General features: G+C 63.3%; 13 protein-coding genes. 8 read left to right on the top strand and 5 right to left on the bottom strand.

What is annotated here, in order from left to right:
• Positions 1–11 precede the first annotated feature (11 nt).
• From ACWIDZ_RS14400 to ACWIDZ_RS14365, 8 genes are all read left to right on the top strand, one after another.
• A complete protein-coding gene (locus ACWIDZ_RS14400; protein ID WP_453989661.1) occupies positions 12–290 on the top strand; it encodes a hypothetical protein in 279 nt (92 codons plus the stop codon).
• Entirely contained in the window at positions 287–727 is a 441-nt protein-coding gene (locus tag ACWIDZ_RS14395) for a Spy/CpxP family protein refolding chaperone (protein WP_312218236.1), read from the top strand. The genes ACWIDZ_RS14400 and ACWIDZ_RS14395 overlap by 4 nt, the downstream gene beginning before the upstream one ends.
• Before the next feature lie 7 nt (positions 728–734).
• The gene (locus ACWIDZ_RS14390) at positions 735–1,289 is read left to right on the top strand and encodes an RNA polymerase sigma factor (protein ID WP_453989662.1); all 555 of its coding nucleotides are present in this window, start codon (positions 735–737) and stop codon (positions 1,287–1,289) included.
• A gap of 122 nt (positions 1,290–1,411) precedes the next feature.
• Positions 1,412–3,199 (top strand): copper resistance system multicopper oxidase, encoded by a 1,788-nt coding sequence (locus ACWIDZ_RS14385; RefSeq protein WP_453989663.1) that lies wholly within the window; start codon positions 1,412–1,414, stop codon positions 3,197–3,199.
• Entirely contained in the window at positions 3,196–4,467 is a 1,272-nt protein-coding gene (locus ACWIDZ_RS14380; protein WP_453989664.1) for a copper resistance protein B, read from the top strand. The genes ACWIDZ_RS14385 and ACWIDZ_RS14380 overlap by 4 nt, the downstream gene beginning before the upstream one ends.
• 308 nt (positions 4,468–4,775) lie before the next feature.
• Positions 4,776–4,952 carry a hypothetical protein gene (locus tag ACWIDZ_RS14375; RefSeq protein ID WP_312218230.1) on the top strand — a complete coding sequence of 59 codons (177 nt, stop codon included), beginning with the start codon at positions 4,776–4,778 and terminating at the stop codon, positions 4,950–4,952.
• Between the two features lie 615 nt (positions 4,953–5,567).
• Complete coding sequence (locus ACWIDZ_RS14370) at positions 5,568–6,590, top strand: AAA family ATPase (protein WP_453989665.1); 1,023 nt, start codon at positions 5,568–5,570, stop codon at positions 6,588–6,590.
• 55 nt (positions 6,591–6,645) lie between these two features.
• Positions 6,646–9,159: a S8 family peptidase gene (locus tag ACWIDZ_RS14365; protein ID WP_453989666.1), complete on the top strand. Its 2,514-nt coding sequence runs from the start codon at positions 6,646–6,648 to the stop codon at positions 9,157–9,159.
• Between the two features lie 260 nt (positions 9,160–9,419).
• Here ACWIDZ_RS14365 and ACWIDZ_RS14360 read toward each other — a convergent pair whose 3' ends face one another.
• The 5 genes from ACWIDZ_RS14360 to ACWIDZ_RS14340 all read right to left on the bottom strand — a co-directional run bounded on the left by ACWIDZ_RS14360 (position 9,420) and on the right by ACWIDZ_RS14340 (position 15,324).
• Positions 9,420–9,785: a hypothetical protein gene (locus tag ACWIDZ_RS14360; RefSeq protein WP_453989667.1), complete on the bottom strand. Its 366-nt coding sequence runs from the start codon at positions 9,783–9,785 to the stop codon at positions 9,420–9,422.
• Entirely contained in the window at positions 9,782–11,188 is a 1,407-nt protein-coding gene (locus tag ACWIDZ_RS14355; RefSeq protein WP_454071103.1) for a helix-turn-helix domain-containing protein, read from the bottom strand. The genes ACWIDZ_RS14360 and ACWIDZ_RS14355 overlap by 4 nt, the downstream gene beginning before the upstream one ends.
• A 469-nt stretch (positions 11,189–11,657) precedes the next feature.
• Positions 11,658–12,584 carry a TniB family NTP-binding protein gene (locus ACWIDZ_RS14350; RefSeq protein WP_453989671.1) on the bottom strand — a complete coding sequence of 309 codons (927 nt, stop codon included), beginning with the start codon at positions 12,582–12,584 and terminating at the stop codon, positions 11,658–11,660.
• The gene (locus ACWIDZ_RS14345) at positions 12,581–14,749 is read right to left on the bottom strand and encodes a hypothetical protein (RefSeq protein ID WP_453989673.1); all 2,169 of its coding nucleotides are present in this window, start codon (positions 14,747–14,749) and stop codon (positions 12,581–12,583) included. The genes ACWIDZ_RS14350 and ACWIDZ_RS14345 overlap by 4 nt, the downstream gene beginning before the upstream one ends.
• Positions 14,746–15,324 (bottom strand): TnsA endonuclease N-terminal domain-containing protein, encoded by a 579-nt coding sequence (locus ACWIDZ_RS14340; protein WP_453989675.1) that lies wholly within the window; start codon positions 15,322–15,324, stop codon positions 14,746–14,748. Before ACWIDZ_RS14340 ends, ACWIDZ_RS14345 begins: the two co-directional genes overlap by 4 nt.
• Positions 15,325–16,221 lie beyond the last annotated feature (897 nt).

The raw sequence follows: 16,221 nt of genomic DNA, 5'->3' as shown, positions 1-16,221 counted from the left end.
AGGATTTTGCAATGACCGACGACATCGAGCGGATGCTGACGAGACCGCTTCCCGGCGACGACGCCCGACTGGCTGATCTGGAGGGGCGCGTCTGGCGCCGGATCGAGGAGCACCAGGCGCAGCGCAGCGCTGGTCAGGTGCGGCTGGCGGTCATGGCTGTCGCCCTGCTGGTCGGCGTGACCAACGGCGGCGTCCTGGGACAGGCGTTCAAGCCGCGTCCCTCGGACATTCACGTCTTCAGCGTCTCGGCGGGGCTGTCGCCGATGACCAGCTTCGAGGTCGGCGGATGACGACCAACTGGAAGTCGATCGCCCTGACGGTCGTCCTGGCCGCCCTGGCCAGCGCCGGCGGCGCCTGGCTGGGCGCAGGCTGGATGATGAGGCAGCATGAGACCCCCGGCCTGCACGAGATCGTTCACCGGAAGCTCGAGCTGACTGCGGACCAGGACGCCCGCCTGGACCAGATCGAGGCCGGCTTCGCCGAACGACGCGAAAAGCTGGAGGCCGACGTCCGCGCCGCCAATCGCGAACTGGCCAACGCGATCGCCGCCAGCCAGGGCGACAGCCCCGAGGTCCGCGCCGCGGTCGACCATTTCCACGACGCCATGGGCGCCTTGCAGAAGGCCACCATCGCCCATGTGTTCGAGATGCGCGCGGTCCTAACGCCGGAACAGGCCCGCGTCTTCGACAAGGAAATCGCCGGCGCTCTTACGCAAGAGCCTCGGTAAGGCCGAGGTGGCGGCCGACGACGACACAGACGAGGCGCGCGCCGCGCGCGGGGACCGCCAGGCCTTCTCCCGCCTGATGGCCGCGACCAGCGGCGACCTGCATCGCTTCGTTCGACGCTATGTCGGCGATGCGGACGAGGCTCACGACCTGCTGCAGGAGGCCTATGTCTCCGCCTGGCTGGCCATCCGACGCTACGACCCGACCCGACCGTTCGCGACCTGGCTGCGCTCGATCGCCGTTAACAAATGCCGCGACTGGGGTCGCAAGCGCGCGGTGCGCCGCATCGTGCGCGGCGTTATGGGCCTCGACACGCCTGAAGCCATGGCTGTGGGCGAGGATGCGCCGGAAGCCGAAACCCGGCTGGACGACCTCCGCCGCATGGCCGCGATGGACCGCGCCCTGGCCGACCTGCCCGACCACCTCAAGGCGCCCCTGCTGCTGGCTTCGCTGGAGGGTCGCAGCCACGCCGAGATCGCCGAGGTGCTGGGCGTCACGCCCAAGACGGTGGAAACCCGCATCGCCCGCGCCCGGCAGAAGTTGAATCTGCGGCTTTTACGCTGAGGTCGGACCTGCGACGTCCTGACGCTATCTGTCGAATGAGGGATGACGGCCAGGGCCGCGTATTCCCGACGAACCCCCCTTTGCGCTCCGCCCCGCGGCGAGCGGCCTGCTCCGAGACCCTCATGGCGACAACATCACTGGACCGGCGAACCCTGTTGCGAGGCGCGGCCATGGGCGGCGGCATACTGGGCCTGCAGGGCCTGCTGCCCGCCTGGGCCCAGACCGGATCGCCGGGCCTGCGCGCCGACCTGCCGACGCTGACGGGGCCGAACATCGACCTGAGCGTGGGCCATGCCGACTTCACCGTCGGCGGCCGCACCGGCCACGCCTTCATGGTCAACGGCCTGCTGCCCGCGCCCCTGCTTCGTATGCGCGAAGGCCAGAACGTGCGCCTGTCGGTGACCAACCATCTGGAGGAGGACACCTCCATCCACTGGCACGGCCTGCTGCTGCCGTTCCAGATGGACGGCGTGCCGGGCGTCAGCTTCCCCGGCATCAAGCCGCACGAGACCTTCGTCTACGAGTTCCCGATCAAGCAGTCGGGCACCTATTGGTATCACAGCCATTCGGGCCTTCAGGAGGCCATGGGCCACTACGGCCCCATCGTCATCGACCCGGCCGGCGCCGACCCGGTCGCCTATGACCGCGAGCACGTCCTGGTCCTGTCGGACTGGAGCTTCCTGCATCCGCACGAAATCCTCGACAAGCTGAAGAAGAGCCCCGGCTACTTCAACCAGCAGAAGACGACCCTGGCGGGCCTGCTGGACGGTTCGGACCGCATGAGCCTGTCCGAGCGGCGGATGTGGGGCTCGATGCGGATGGACCCGCGCGATATCCTCGACGTCAACGGCACGACCTACACCTATCTGGTCAACGGCCATGGCCCGGACGAGAACTGGACCGGCCTGTTCCGGCCCGGCGAGCGCGTTCGCCTGCGCATCATCAACGCCTCGGCCATGTCGATCTTCAACGTCCGCATTCCCGGCCTGCCCATGACCGTGGTCCAGGCTGACGGCGAGCATGTCCGCCCGGTCGAGGTGGACGAGTTCCAGATTTCGGTGGCCGAGACCTATGACGTCATCGTCCGTCCGCTTGAGGACCGCGCCTACACCATCGTCTCCGAAGCCATAGACCGCTCGGGCATGGGTCGCGCCACCCTGGCGCCCCGCCTGGGCATGACGGCCGAGGTTCCGCCCCTGCGCCAGGTTCCGAACCTGACCATGAAGGATATGGGCATGGGCGGGGGCATGGGCGGCATGGATCACGGCTCAATGGCGGGGATGGATCATTCGGCCATGGGACATGGCCCCGCCGCCCCCATGGATCACGCAGGCATGGATCATGGCGGCATGAGCATGCGCGATCCGAACAACGCCCCGGCCGACATGGCGGTCGGCGTCGGCGTGGACATGATCTCGCCCGCCCCGTCCAACCGGCTGGCCGACCGGCCTCAGGGCCTGGAAGACGTCGACCACCGCGTGCTGGTCTACGCCGACCTGCGCGCCCTGACGCCGAACCGGGACCGCCGCGCGCCGTCGCGCACCATGGAAATCCACCTGACCGGCAATATGGAGCGGTTCATGTGGGGCTTTGACGGCCGCAAATTCTCGGAACTGGTCGAGCCTATCCGTTTCGAACTGAACGAGCGGGTGCGTGTGACCCTGGTCAACGACACCATGATGGCCCACCCCATCCACCTGCACGGCCACTTCTTCGAACTGGTCAACGGCCACGACGGCCATCAGCCGCTGAAGCACACGGTCAACGTCGCCCCCGGCGGCAAGGTCACCTTCGACCTGACCGCAGACGCGCCCGGCGACTGGGCCTTCCACTGTCACCTGCTGATGCACATGCACGCGGGCATGTTCAACGTCGTCACCGTTCGCCCGCTGGATGGAGCCGCCCGATGAGCCGCGCCCTGTTCGCCGCCGTCGCGGCTCTGCCCCTGATGATCGCGGCCGGATCCGCCGTCGCTCAGAACCATGCCGGTCATGCTCCCGCGGCGTCGCCGACACCTGCCGCCCAGACGCCGGCCGCCGCCCCCGCGCCCGACTGTCCCATGATGCGCGACGGAAAGCCCTGCCCCATGCACGGCGCCGCCGCCTCCGACGCTCAGGCCGATCCGCACGCCGGTCATGACATGAGCGGCCATGCCGGACATGGCGCGGCTGCGGCCGATCCCCACGCCGGCCACGACATGGCCCAAACCCAGACCCAAGCCGCTCAAGCCGATCCGCATGCCGGTCACAACGCGGCCCCGACCGACCCCCACGCGGGTCACGACATGGCTCCAACTCCGGCGGCTCAGGCCGATCCGCACGCCGGGCATGGCGCTGCGCCCGCAGATCCGCATGCGGGTCACGACATGAGCGTCGCGCGCGGCGGGCCGAACATCCCGACCAGCGTGGACGCCGTCGGCGGCCGCATGGTCGAGACGCCGCCTCCGGCCGCCGCTCGCTCGGCTCCGGCCCACGCCGCCGACCTGCTGTTCGACCCCGCTGTCATGGCGGCGGCGCGCAAGCAGCTTCTGGCCGAGAACGGCGACATCCGCTCGACGGCCGTGCTGATCGACTCCCTCGAGGCCGGGTTCGGCGACGGCGCCGACACCTACAGCTGGGGCGCCCAAGGCTGGACCGGCGGCGACATCAATCGCTTCTGGTGGAAGACCGAGGGCGAAGGCGAGATCGACGGCAAACTGCACGAAGTCGAGGTCCAGGCCCTCTACAGCCGCGCCATCGCGCCCTTCTGGGACGTGCAGGCGGGCGTGCGCCAGGACTTCCGTCCGGATGGCGAGGACGCCACCCACCTGACCATCGGCGTCCAGGGCGTCGCCCCCTATTGGTTCGAGATGGGCGCGGCCGCCTTCCTGTCGACCGAAGGCGACCTGACCGCCCGCGTCGAGGCCGAGTACGACCAGCGCATCACCCAGAAATGGATCCTGCAGCCGGCGATCGAGATGGCCTTGTCAGCCGGCGACATCCCGGAGCTGGAGATCGGCTCGGGCCTGACTTCGGTCACGGCGGGGCTGCGTCTGCGCTATGAAATCCGCAAGGAGTTCGCCCCCTACGTCGGCGTCGAATGGAGCCGCTCGCTGGGGGAGACCGCCGACTACGCCAGGGCCAGAGGCCAGGATCCGGAGGACACGCGCCTCGTCGTCGGCGTCAAGGCCTGGTTCTAAAGCCTTTCTCGCAGAATTTCCGGATCGGTTGGCGTGCTGGAGCATTGCTTCTCGGAAGGAGAGCGCCATGAACGACCACGCAGCACGCCCCGAACCGCACTACATCCTGATCGCCATTCTCGCCGCGCTGGTGATCGCGGACATCGTCTTCATCGTCGAACTCGGGTCCTACCTGCTGTTCTAAGCCCTCGCCTGACCCCGCTTTTCCCGCATGGCCGAACAGCGTCAGGCGAGGCGCGAAGATTAGCCGCATGACCGAGGCGGCCCGACATCCGTTCCCCCTCCATGTCCACGGGAGGATCAGAGGGATGATCGACTACAACGCCCCCATCTACGTCGAGTGGGACAACGCCCTTGAGGGCCTGCGCGCCGCGCATGAGGCGTACCGCCGCCAGTTGGACGAGCCGTCGGCCAAGACCCAGGCGCGCGCCACCCTGGCGGTTGCGCGAGAACGGTATGATCGCGCCCTGGAGAAGATCGTCTAGAGCCCGCCTGGCTTCGGCCCAACCGGAGCCCGGTCGCGGCCTGTCGACCCGCCCGAATCCGTCGAAAATAAAGGGGATATCCGGACCACTTAAGAGCGGCTCACCGAAGGCCGATAGCCGCTGCGTCTAGCCGGCTCTGACCAACTGGCGCGACCACTTAAGGGCGGCTCAAATCCGCACGAGACCACCTAAGAGTGGCTCAGTCGCTCGCCCCTGACCGCGTCTACTACGCGCCATGAGCGGTCATTCATAGCCATCCGGAAACCAGACCTTTGCGCATGCACTTGAACGACCAGATCGGCCCCACTTGTCGTCCCGACGGCGCGCGTCTATCCGCGGCGGCCCCTATATCGAACCTAGCCATGACCGACATCGACCTCGACGGCCTCGATCCGCTCGAACTCAGTTTGTGCGAGCCAGCGCTAAGCACGAGAGCCTAAAGCGGTTCAGCCTCAAGCACAGCCCGGCCGGCAAGCTCGCTTTTTAGATGCAGAATGGCGGGAACTGGCCGCAGCGGTCCAAATCGCACAACCAACGCTCGCGAACGTGGTTCGAACCCGTTAACCTCGTCATAGGGACCGGCGGCCGATGGTGCGTCGGCAAAACGGATTCCGCATGGCCACTGCTCGACAAATCGTTGCGCTATTGAACAGTCATGTTCAGGGCGAAGAGGAGCAGTTCCTCTCGATCGCCCTGCAAGTCGCTGCCGCGGAATCACGCCGGGGCCGCAATGAGGTCGCCGACGAGCTCAAGCGGCTGGTCGACACCGCGCGCGATCGCAAGCGAACGATCGGTCCCACCGCCGTCGCCGCCGATGAAGTCAGCATCCCGATCTCGCGGCCGCGCGGTGAACTCCAGAACCTGCTGAATACCACCTATCCGAAGACGAGGCTGAGTGACGTCGTCCTTCGTCAGGAACTGTCCGATCGGCTGTCTCGCATTCTCCTGCAGCAGCGGCATCGCGATCGCCTGCGCGCGCATAACCAGACACCGAACTCCCGCCTGCTGTTCGTCGGTCCGCCGGGAGCGGGCAAGACCATGACCGCGTCCGCGCTCGCGGGCGAGCTTAGGCTGCCCCTGTTCACGATCCGGCTGGATACCCTCATTACCCGCTTCATGGGCGAGACCGCTGCAAAGCTACGGCTAGTCTTCGATCAAGTCGCCAATGTCCGGGGTGTCTATCTGTTCGACGAGTTCGACGCCATCGGGGGCCGCCGAACCGCAGACAACGACGTCGGCGAGATGCGACGGGTGCTCAACTCCTTCCTCCAGTTCCTGGAAGAGCCCAACTCCACAGACAGCCTCGTGGTCTGCGCCACCAACCACCCCGAACTGCTTGATCGCGCGCTGTTCCGGCGCTTCGACGACGCGCTCGAATACGGCCTGCCCGACGATAAGGCCGTGCGCGCCCTGCTCGAGGCCCGGCTGGGTCGCTTCAAAGGCGCGCGGATGGCATGGTCGAAGATCGTTGAAGCCGCGCATGGCCTGAGCCAGGCCGACCTGTCTCGCGCCGCCGACGAAGTGATCAAAGACGCTATCCTGAACGACCTCAAGACAGTCCAGACCGACGCCCTTACGGGCGCCCTGCACGAACGTCGCATGGTTCGTGAGACCCTAGCTTCACTCACTGAGATCTGAAAGATCGGCGATTTCTGACCTAGACAGCGCACATAGTCGTGCGTGAATTCGTCCCATGGCTGATTCGCACCCCGCTCCCCACAATCTGAAGCACGTCAGGATCGACGGGCGGCGCAAGGTCGGCGACTACAGCGCGCCCAACCGCGACATGAGCGAGGCCATCAAGGTCCAGGATCACAAGACCAATGGCCCTCGCCTGACGCAGGCGTTCACGGAAGCCTTCACGGCAGCCCGGGCCGGTTTGGTCCTCCGCGAGACCGCCAGCGCCGCCGGCAAGGCCGGCCTGTACGTCGAGGTCGAAGCCAGAGCCGGTGAGGGACTGCCCGACCTGTCGTGGGTCCAGAAAGACATCCGCATGGGTGCGGTCAAGGTGAACGATAAGGGCGTCGAAGTAGGCGCCGTCTTCGTGCCGCTCGCCAGCACCGATTACCTGCTGACCAAGGTCGCGGAATACACGAACACGCCTCCGGATCAGAAAGCGAGACATCGATCCAAGATGGATCCGCTCGAGACGATCCGGCCGGGTGCGATTTCCAGCCTCTGGACCGACCAGCGTCCTCTGCCTGTCGTCGACGAGACGCTTTGGTGGGAGTGCTGGTGCTGGAAGGATCGCGTCGCGAACATGCTGAAGGCAGCTCGTGGGCTGAAGCTGCGAGTGAGCGAACGGCGTCTGAAGTTCCCCGACTACGTGGTCGTCCCGGTCTATGGATCGCGCGCCGACATCCAGCGTCTCCTCCAGAACTGCGACGCAATCGAGGAACTGCGGCGCGCGGAGGACTCGCCGCATGTCTTCCACACCGTATTCCGGCGGGACCAGTCCGCTTGGTCTGACGACCTTGTGGGCCGTGTGGTCGCGCCGGCCGCTAATGCGCCGACGGTCTGCGTGCTCGACGGCGGCGTCGCCTACGACCACCCTTTGTTGGCGACCGTGCTGACGTTGAACGAATGTCATGCGGTAGACGCCGCCTGGCTTGTGGACGACACCAGCCCTCTCGGACACGGTACTGGTATGGCGGGCGTCGCGCTCTACGGAGACCTGACTTATCCGATCGCGAGCAGCGCGCCGATCGACCTCGCGCATGGGCTCGAGTCAGTGAAAATTCTCCCTCCCCCAGGCTTCCCTAAGACCGAGCCAGAGAATTACGGGAGCATCACCCAATCAGCGATTTCGCTTACGGAGATCGCAGCGCCGGCTGTGGGCCGAGTGTTCTGCATGGCGGTCACCAATTTTGACGTTTCGGGGGAACGGCCGACCAGTTGGAGCGCGGCGGTCGACCAGATTTGCGCCGGGATCATGCCCGGCGATGCGGTCGCGGGTGCCCAGCGGCGCCTGTTCGTCATCTCTGCTGGTAACATCCAGGACGAGTCCGATCCGGACTTGATTTCCGACGCCGACGAATTCCCTATCGAAGATCCAGCCCAGGCTTGGAACGCGCTGTCCGTCGGCGGCTTCACCGATAAGGTCGATATCAAAGACGGCGGCTATGACGGCTGGACCGTGGCTGCGGGCGTTGGAGACGTCAGTCCCTTCAGCCGGAACTCTGTCGACTGGTCTCATTCGGTGACGCCGATCAAGCCCGAGGTCGTGTTCGAGGCGGGCAACAGGGCGCTGAACGCGGCCGGGACGGAGATCGTCGCCGGGTTGGACTCCCTCTCCCTGCTCACTACCGCCCGCGAGTTCGACCAACTGCCTCTGACAACGATCTGGGCGACCAGCCCTGCCACGGCCCAAGCCGCTAGCTTCGCCGCCACAATCATGGCCGATCAGCCGGACCTGTGGCCCGAAACGGTAAGAGCCCTGATGGTCCACAGCGCCCAATGGACTCCTCGCATGCTGGAGCGGTTGAAGAGCTGCAAGACCAAGGGAGCGTGCATCAAGGAAGCCCGCCAGTTCGGCTACGGCGTCCCACAACTGGAACGCGCACTGTCGTCAGCTCGCAATGATGTCGCGCTGATCGCCCAGGGAGAACTGCAGCCGTTCAAGCGCGAGCGCAAGGTCGACAAGGATGGCAGGAATGTCTTGCAGGCACCTACCCTAAATGTCGCTCACTATTACGATCTTCCCTGGCCGAAGGCCGCGCTAGAGGCGCTGGACAAGAACGTCCAGCTGAAGGTGGTGCTGTCTTACTTTGTCGAGCCAAGCCCCGGCGACCTGGCCCCGGTCACGCCGTCTCGGTACCAGTCGTTCGGACTACGGTACGATCTGAAGCGGCCGACGGAATCCACCCCGGACTTCGTCCGCCGCTTCAATCAAAGCGAGCGGGTAAAGGACGTCGTCAGGCCCAAGGCCGAGACCGACAACCGGTGGAAGTTCGGGACGCAGAGCATCGCGGCCGGATCCCTGCACTGCGATGTCTGGGAAGGCCCAGCGGTCGACCTAGCGGCACGCAACGTGATCGCCGTCTACCCCGTGGCTGGTTGGTGGAAGAACAGGACCTCCCTCGGCCAGTGGGACCGGAAGGCTCGCTATGCGCTCGTAGTCTCGATCACCTCCGACGACGCCACCGTAGACCTCCATGCGGCGATCCAGATCGCCAACCAGACACCAGTCCAGCTGCAGATCGGCTGACCAGGCCCCCACAAGCAAGCCATGCCAGTCGGTGTCAGGAAGAGCGCCCACAGATAAGCCCGCCATATAGCCAGAGAAAGCCGTAGCGTATGCGCGGCTAGCAGCCGACGTTCCCAACAGCCCTCTAAGTCTGAAGCGGACTGGCGCGGTGAAGTTCGGATCAATGTCCACCAAGAGACCTTTCGAAGGTGAGCTTCGAGTCAGAAGGAGCCTGAAGCAGCTTGCTTCAGAAAATGCCGCTTAGGCGCAAAGCGCCCCGCTCAGCCTTCCTCCCGGCGTCCGATCACAAACATCTCCGGCGTATCCATTTCCAGCCGCCACCGTTTGGTGGCGGCCTGAGAGTAGAGACGCTCCAGCACCACGGCGTGCCAGATCCGATCACATCCTGTCGGTGGGTCTGATCCCCGTCGCATATTGCAGGCGAAATGCTTCAGCAGACCGTTTATCAGCCCGTGCCCGCCGCCACGGCACTTGAGCACTATGTGGTCGTAGGTGGGATAATCGGGTCGATCCCTCGGCAGGCCACGCTTCAGTCCCATGGGCTTGCCGCATCCCGCACAACGACCGCCCTGAGCCCAGTGAAGGATTTGACGCTGTCGTACCCGGCGTTTGCGTTCGTTATTCATGCCGGCGCCATCCAAGGCTCGATGAGAGCTCGTTCGTAGAAGCCTTGCCCCAAGCTCCCTCCGACGCTGAAGGCCTGTAGTTCCGGCCAGAGCTTAGCGGGCGGCTTTCCGATACGAGCGGCGACCTCTCGCGTCGTGATCATCCGTCGCCCCAGAGTCTCGACCTCATGTCTGGCGTATTGTGCGACCTCGCCCTTGGCGCTCAGCGACTGGAGATATTTCCGCTGCCGAAGCCAGCACACATCCTGAGCCGTGCAGTTCAGGTACTCTTCGACTTCGCACGAGGCCATGTCGGACCGCTCCCACTGCCCCAGATCACCAGCCTGAAACTCGAACGGATGGCCGGCTTCGACCCCGCCCATGACCAAGTGCCGCGCCGTCACTGGGTGGAGGGTCAGATCGGTGATCTTGCTGCCACGCGCGCCTCGGAGGCCGCCCGGCAGTTTGCCATCTAGAGCAGCCCTCAACAGACGGGCCCATGGTTTCCGCCTCCCCCCGACCCCACGCATGACCTCCCAGATCGGCACGTCGCCCTCACCAGGCTCAACGTCGGACGCGGCCGCTAGGCCGTCCAAAAGCGCCTCAGCGCTTTCCCGTTCAATATGAAAGCCCTGATAAACCAGCTTCGTGGCCGCACTGGTTGTTTCGGCAAGTAGACCGAGCCCGAGAAGTTGTTCGACGGCAGATCGGCTCAAACCCGTGCGGGACTGAAACTCCCTCAGCGGCATTTGCGCCATCAGCTCACCTCGGAGCCTATCCACGTTCACCCTCTGGAGCGAGCTATGCATCCGGTGCTGGCCGCCTAGCTTGCTATCCTCATGGAGTAGGCCAGCATCAATGAGCGACCTTACTTTGCGCCGTTCCAGGCGAAGTATAGCCGCTGCTTCCGTTACGCTGACCCATTCGGCTTCCCACCCTGGATCGACCGTGCTCTTCCTAGGCCAACCGTATTGCAGGACGCGGACTAAGTCCGACCTGACTACGGGGCGCTGGGAAAACCGAAGCTGCGCCTCCAACCGCGCGCGAAATGCCGAAACGACTTCGCCGCCCTGCTGATGCAGATCCCAGTGCGACCGGGGATGATCCAGGAGGTAACGACAGGCCCTCGCGACATCGAGAAGGTCCAGTTTTACTCGCCCATGTATCGAGGGATCGCGAGCAACGCGCAGCGGGCGGGCGATACCCAGCAGGAGCTCATAGGCGTCGGTCGGCGTCTCAGCGCCGAACATCGGCGGCAAAGCCTTCATCGACCGCTCCTGCTCAGCATCATCACCGAACAGCCCCACTACCCAGCTGAGCGCCGGCCGATACGCTCTCGGCACTGTGCGCCGCTTTAGCGCTGAAACCGGCGTCCTGCAGTAACCGCAAACGTGGAGCGCTGTCGCGTTCATCCAGGTCAGCAAATTACAGGTCGGGCGAGGGCAGCAGTCGATCAACATCTCCCAGCTGGTCGGGCAGAACCCAAGGTCGCGCACCATCCAAATGGCTTTGTCCGGCGCGCCAGGGACATGGCTCGGCGGCACACGGCGCCGACCACTCTCGACCTGATCCGGAGCAAGCCAAACTCCGCCTAGCCGACGGCGCCCGCCCTGCTCACTTTCGACGCCCCACAACCCGTTCCAGGCGTGCTCCGGAACGCCGAAGTTGTCGTATAAGCGCCAAGAAACTCGGCTCAGCTTATCGATGCAGTTTCCGGCGAGAGCGACGTCCACTCCCGCGACACTGAGCAAGGGGCGGATACTGGACAGGAAGTTGGGCTCTACATTCCGAAGAAGATACCCAGGCAAGGTCTCCCCTGGCGCGGGCATGACGGGGAAGAGAAGCCTCCTCCCCGTCACCGATCCCGTCGCCGCAGGCAACATGATCGATCCGTCAGCCATATGTCGCCCCAATCAATGGATTGGCTTTGATAAAGGACTGCGGCACCGCCCAGTGGTCGATGCCCCAAGAGATGTCGGCACGTTCCAGACACTGCGCATCGCGCCGAAGCGCCGCTTCCAGTGCGACCTGCAGGAGTCGGGACACCCTGCCAACGACGCCATCAGATACTTCGAACAACGCGGGGAGAAGGCCCGCACTTTCGAGGTTGGACAAGTTCGGCAGGATCCCCTGCTCGACAATGGCGTGATCCAGCCGATCCACGAACCGTGCGAACAGGTCACGATCACCCGCTCGTTTACTATCCAAGGGCTGTAGGTCGCAGGGCGGCAGCAGACGACCGTTGAGCTGGAGATTGCGCTCAAACAGCACCTTGGCTTCCAGCGTCCCCAGAAACGCGATCGGGACCACTCCACTGTCCAGCAGCACCTTCAGGGCGTCCGTGACGTCGTTCCTCGGGCTGCCACGATAGTTCAGGTGTTGAACCTCATCGACGATCAGGAGCTCGACGCCGAAGCGTTTGAAATACTCCAGCACGCGCCGCTTGAGGGTGAGTTCATTGCCGTGATGTGAGTAGGGATCGCCCAACGCATTGAGGATGGACATCATCAACTTTTTGGATGTTGAGTTCCTCTCAAGCTCGATCTTGATGACCGGTATGAAGGTCTCGGTTCTTGGGCGCAGACTCTCGACAAAGGCGATGTAAGCCAACGCAGCCGTGCTTTTGCCCGAGCCGGTGGGAGCGAGAACGCGGAGCCCCATTTGAGGCTCGCCCCTGCACCGTCGTCCCAACCGTTGGAGGTAGTCCAAGCGTTCATGGAAGTGCACGTGAGGAGGATAGGGTATGAACACTCGCTTGAAGCGAGCCAGCTTCTCGGCGATTGCCTCGTTCAGATCGAGCGGGGTTCTGAAAGTGCTCATTGGAGCCCCTCCCACTCACCCTGCTGGCTATCGCGGCGCATCCATTGGACCGCAGGCTCGGACGACGGCTTGGGGGACGCAGCAGGCTTGGCGGCAGTCTTTCGCCGTCCCCTTGGAGGACGCTTCGGTTTGACGTGATCATCGGAACGTTCGGGGGCCAGCGGCACCGTAGGGATGATCGGAGCCATCCCATCGTGACGCGTTTCAGCGTACTCGACCCTCAAGTGCTCCGACATGACCTCGTGCACTTTTGGAGAGCTGAGAAGCCGAGCTTCGTTTCGTTGAATCCGCTTATGGGTTCCGGCCGAGGTTAGCCCCCTGATCTTCTCGTACAGGGCGCATCGCAGCTCGCGCTCCCGAGCTTTTGTAACGCCCTGCTCCTCCCGCACCCAGCGCTGGACGACACTAGCCTGCCACTCGCCTACGCCTTCGACCTCAGGGTCAGTGCAGGGCAATGTTTGGAAGATGCGCCTTTTGGGGTTCCAGACGTGGATGGATCCGATGTTGGCAGGATTATACTTCAGCTTCACCAGACAGGTGGCCGATCCCTTTCTACGATTGCGCTTTGGCTGACCGGAGGCGAGATCCTCAAGCAAGACCTGGGTGATCGCCTCATCGTGGTAGGTGTGATTGAAAATCTCGATCCCCGAGCGATCCAGCACCCGCTCGGTTTCTTTGCCGATCATTTTGTCGAGTTGACTATCATCGCCGATGACCTGGATGCCGCCGGCTCCACGCACGCCACGGTTCCAAGCCTTGAGCGGCGCTTCACCTAGCGTGCTGTGAAGGCTCTGATGATAAACCCCGATGGTGAAGTCGAGCAGCTCGGTCAGCTCCTCCAAGGTCATTACCGCGTCAGCCTGCGGGTTCAGGCCCCAGTCTCTGAGCTTGTCGATCGGAAAACGACCGCCCGGCAGCCGTTTGCAGAGCAGTTCATTCAGCGTCCCGAAAAATCTCTCAATGATCGCCTTATGTTGAGGCTTTTCGACCGGTGCCCATCGAACGCTTGTCCCCACATCGGTCATACTCGACTGGAATGCGCACCCGGCAAGCTCCATTCCGTTGTCGACAATGATCTCATCGAACTTGCCGTGGATATCGACCAAATCCGGCGCATTCTCGTGAAACTCGGCCATCCAGAGCTTCGGCCGATTGGCTCGTTTGATGCACTCTGCGACAGAGTAGATTGACGGCGGTTCCCAGCTAAGCACCCAGCCAACGATACATCTTGAATGGACATCAATCAGCACGGTGAGCCAAGCGCACCCGACGTAGCGTAACCCTTCGGCATCCATGACCAGATGCACGTCGAGTTCCGTGTGATCCATGGCGCCCAGTAAGAGCGGGCGCTTGGCGGCCAAGCCTTGGCCGACAGCTTTGAAGCGTTTTCTGGCTTCCGCGACGCCCCACTTCGTGGCGACGGTATCGTAGCATTCTAGCGAGTTGACCAGGCGCCGGAACGTCTCGAACACCGGGACCTGGAAGCCCGCTCCGCCGCGATCCAGCAGATAGCGGTTCAGTCCATCCAGATAGACTTTCAGCTCATCAAAGCTCTGCCTCATCGACCGCTTGTGGTCGCTCCAATAGGCAATCGCCTCCTCCGCCATGCGACGATGAACGGAGGGCGCTAGCCGCTTCGAACGCTGGCAACGCCCACTCATGGACGTCATGGCACGAAGCGGCCTTTCCCCCGTCTGCCCGCGAGCCTTCAGCCAAGAGCGTACCGTGGACGGGCTAGGAGGTTTCTTGCCTGCGAGATGCCTAGGCTTCGCTTCCCATATGACGGCGAGCTCACGACGGATCGCTTCATCGCTTTTGGAGAAGCCGTTTTTTCTATCCAGTGAGTCCAGAACAATTTGCCTGACGAGCGCCTCCGGATCTCGAGCCAGGATCGCGTCGTAGTCGTCCTCGCGTTCCATCGCCTGCTGTTGCGCCGATCGGCTGGGCATCGGAGACAGCCGCCTAACCCGCCCCGCGGAAAACTCTTCCCGGAACCAGGTCGATGTCGGAGTGACGAACTCGCCGGTATCAAGTTCGATTTGATATGGGGCTGAAGTCCGCTCCGACATGAAGAATAAGAATCCACTTCCCATTTCCCGTTCGAAGACGTGACGCTCCCCAGCGATGTCCCAAACATCGCCTTTGGTCAGTTGAATTTTGATCATTGCAGAAGCTCCGCGTTGTCAGCGACCAGCGCGACCTTCGTTCGAGGTGAGAGAGGTTCGGAGAGATCGAAGCGGACGATGCGCTGAACGACCATTGCCTTCAGCTTGGCTACAGCGAGCGCTCGCCCGCCATGTCCGGACGATGGAGCAAGGGTGCCCAAGACATCCGCCAGATCGCCAAGGGCTAACGCATCGTTGCCCAGCGTTGAGGCGACCCTGAACACATCACCCTTGCTGAAGTTCGTGAAACGCCAGGACTGGATATCCACGATGTCGTCGAAGGCTTGTGACGTTCGTAGCGCCTTCTGAAGCACTACGCGGAAGCGCCAACCGACCCGCTCGCAGATCAGTTTTACTGCCTGCAGTTTGGCGGCGTAGTCCGGATCGCGTAGGCCTTTTGCATCATGCTTAACCTCGACGATCTCGATCGAGCCGTCGCTCAGCAGGCGCACGCAATCGACGATGTAGATCCGCTTTTGGCCATCTCCGAGGAACTCAAAGCGAAACGGTTGCGCGCGGTAATCCACGACGTCCGTATCGACTTCGCTCTCCATGAACAGGGCGCGCTCCCCCATGCTCTCGTAGGGTAGACTGCGCCCAGCTTTGCGGCTGGTGTACGATCCAGTGGTAACGCGCCGCCGGCCAGTTATGATGGACCGTATGGGCGAGCCGTCTCTTGTTTTGACGAGGGTCGCTGTCGCTGACAGGCTCTGCCATGAAAGCGCGCACGCATTCTCGTGAGCATAATCCTGAATGGCATGGTCGAGCGCTGTCGAGCTCTGCCGCAGATGCGCGACAGAGTGAGGATGGATGGGCTCCATCTGAAACTCCTGATGTTCTGAGAGATGTCATCAACTCAGGCGCCATCGCTGCCCGTTTCTTAAGAAACGCGCTTGACCAGGCAGCCGATTGGAAGGATGATCTTCAGGTCGGGTCGAAACGACAGGATGATCAGTCCTCAACCGGGCCTAGGGCATTAGCTCTGGGCTCGAGTTGTTTCCGGGCTAAGCCGCGGGCGTGATTGATTAATCAGGGCGGGCGCAAGGCGACCTCCTCTTCCAGGCGACAGTCGCAGGCATTTTCTTAGCCTGAAGCGCGGCAAGGATTCGCCAAACGCAACAGCTATGATGTCATCAATGTGGGCACGAGTCCAAGTCCAGAGTGAGCACTCCCTCGAACCGGCATCAGCCTGTTAAGTAAATATATAGTATGCTATATATTCTAAGACAGTAGATTTTCGCCGCACTCTCGCACTCGTGCATACCAGCGCAACCAGGAGCCAGCGCTGGCCGCCCAACAGCGCAGCCTGCAATGCCCCCTCAACGCGAGGATTGGCCAAATCCAGACCTGAGGCCAAAACTGACTCATGGCGGCCGTTCAGCGCGTCCGCTTTTTGGACGGGAGCGGTCTAAGGTCGAAGACCAGATCAAGGCCGCTCCGACGATGGCGACGGGAACGCAAGACCTTTGGGC

The sequence above is a fragment of the Brevundimonas sp. NPDC055311 genome (assembly GCF_053645695.1).
Note: the sequence above shows the minus strand (reverse complement) of the source record. Positions and strands in the feature narration are given on the sequence as shown.

Excerpts from the sequence above, each read along its gene's own strand:
- ACWIDZ_RS14360 (WP_453989667.1), bottom strand. The coding sequence starts at position 9,785 with ATGAATAACGAACGCAAACGCCGGGTACGACAGCGTCAAATCCTTCAC.
- ACWIDZ_RS14375 (WP_312218230.1), top strand. The coding sequence starts at position 4,776 with ATGATCGACTACAACGCCCCCATCTACGTCGAGTGGGACAACGCCCTT.
- ACWIDZ_RS14365 (WP_453989666.1), top strand. The coding sequence starts at position 6,646 with ATGGCTGATTCGCACCCCGCTCCCCACAATCTGAAGCACGTCAGGATC.
- ACWIDZ_RS14340 (WP_453989675.1), bottom strand. The coding sequence starts at position 15,324 with ATGGGGGAGCGCGCCCTGTTCATGGAGAGCGAAGTCGATACGGACGTC.
- ACWIDZ_RS14400 (WP_453989661.1), top strand. The coding sequence starts at position 12 with ATGACCGACGACATCGAGCGGATGCTGACGAGACCGCTTCCCGGCGAC.
- ACWIDZ_RS14395 (WP_312218236.1), top strand. The coding sequence starts at position 287 with ATGACGACCAACTGGAAGTCGATCGCCCTGACGGTCGTCCTGGCCGCC.
- ACWIDZ_RS14380 (WP_453989664.1), top strand. The coding sequence starts at position 3,196 with ATGAGCCGCGCCCTGTTCGCCGCCGTCGCGGCTCTGCCCCTGATGATC.
- ACWIDZ_RS14370 (WP_453989665.1), top strand. The coding sequence starts at position 5,568 with ATGGCCACTGCTCGACAAATCGTTGCGCTATTGAACAGTCATGTTCAG.
- ACWIDZ_RS14350 (WP_453989671.1), bottom strand. The coding sequence starts at position 12,584 with ATGAGCACTTTCAGAACCCCGCTCGATCTGAACGAGGCAATCGCCGAG.
- ACWIDZ_RS14345 (WP_453989673.1), bottom strand. The coding sequence starts at position 14,749 with ATGATCAAAATTCAACTGACCAAAGGCGATGTTTGGGACATCGCTGGG.
- ACWIDZ_RS14385 (WP_453989663.1), top strand. The coding sequence starts at position 1,412 with ATGGCGACAACATCACTGGACCGGCGAACCCTGTTGCGAGGCGCGGCC.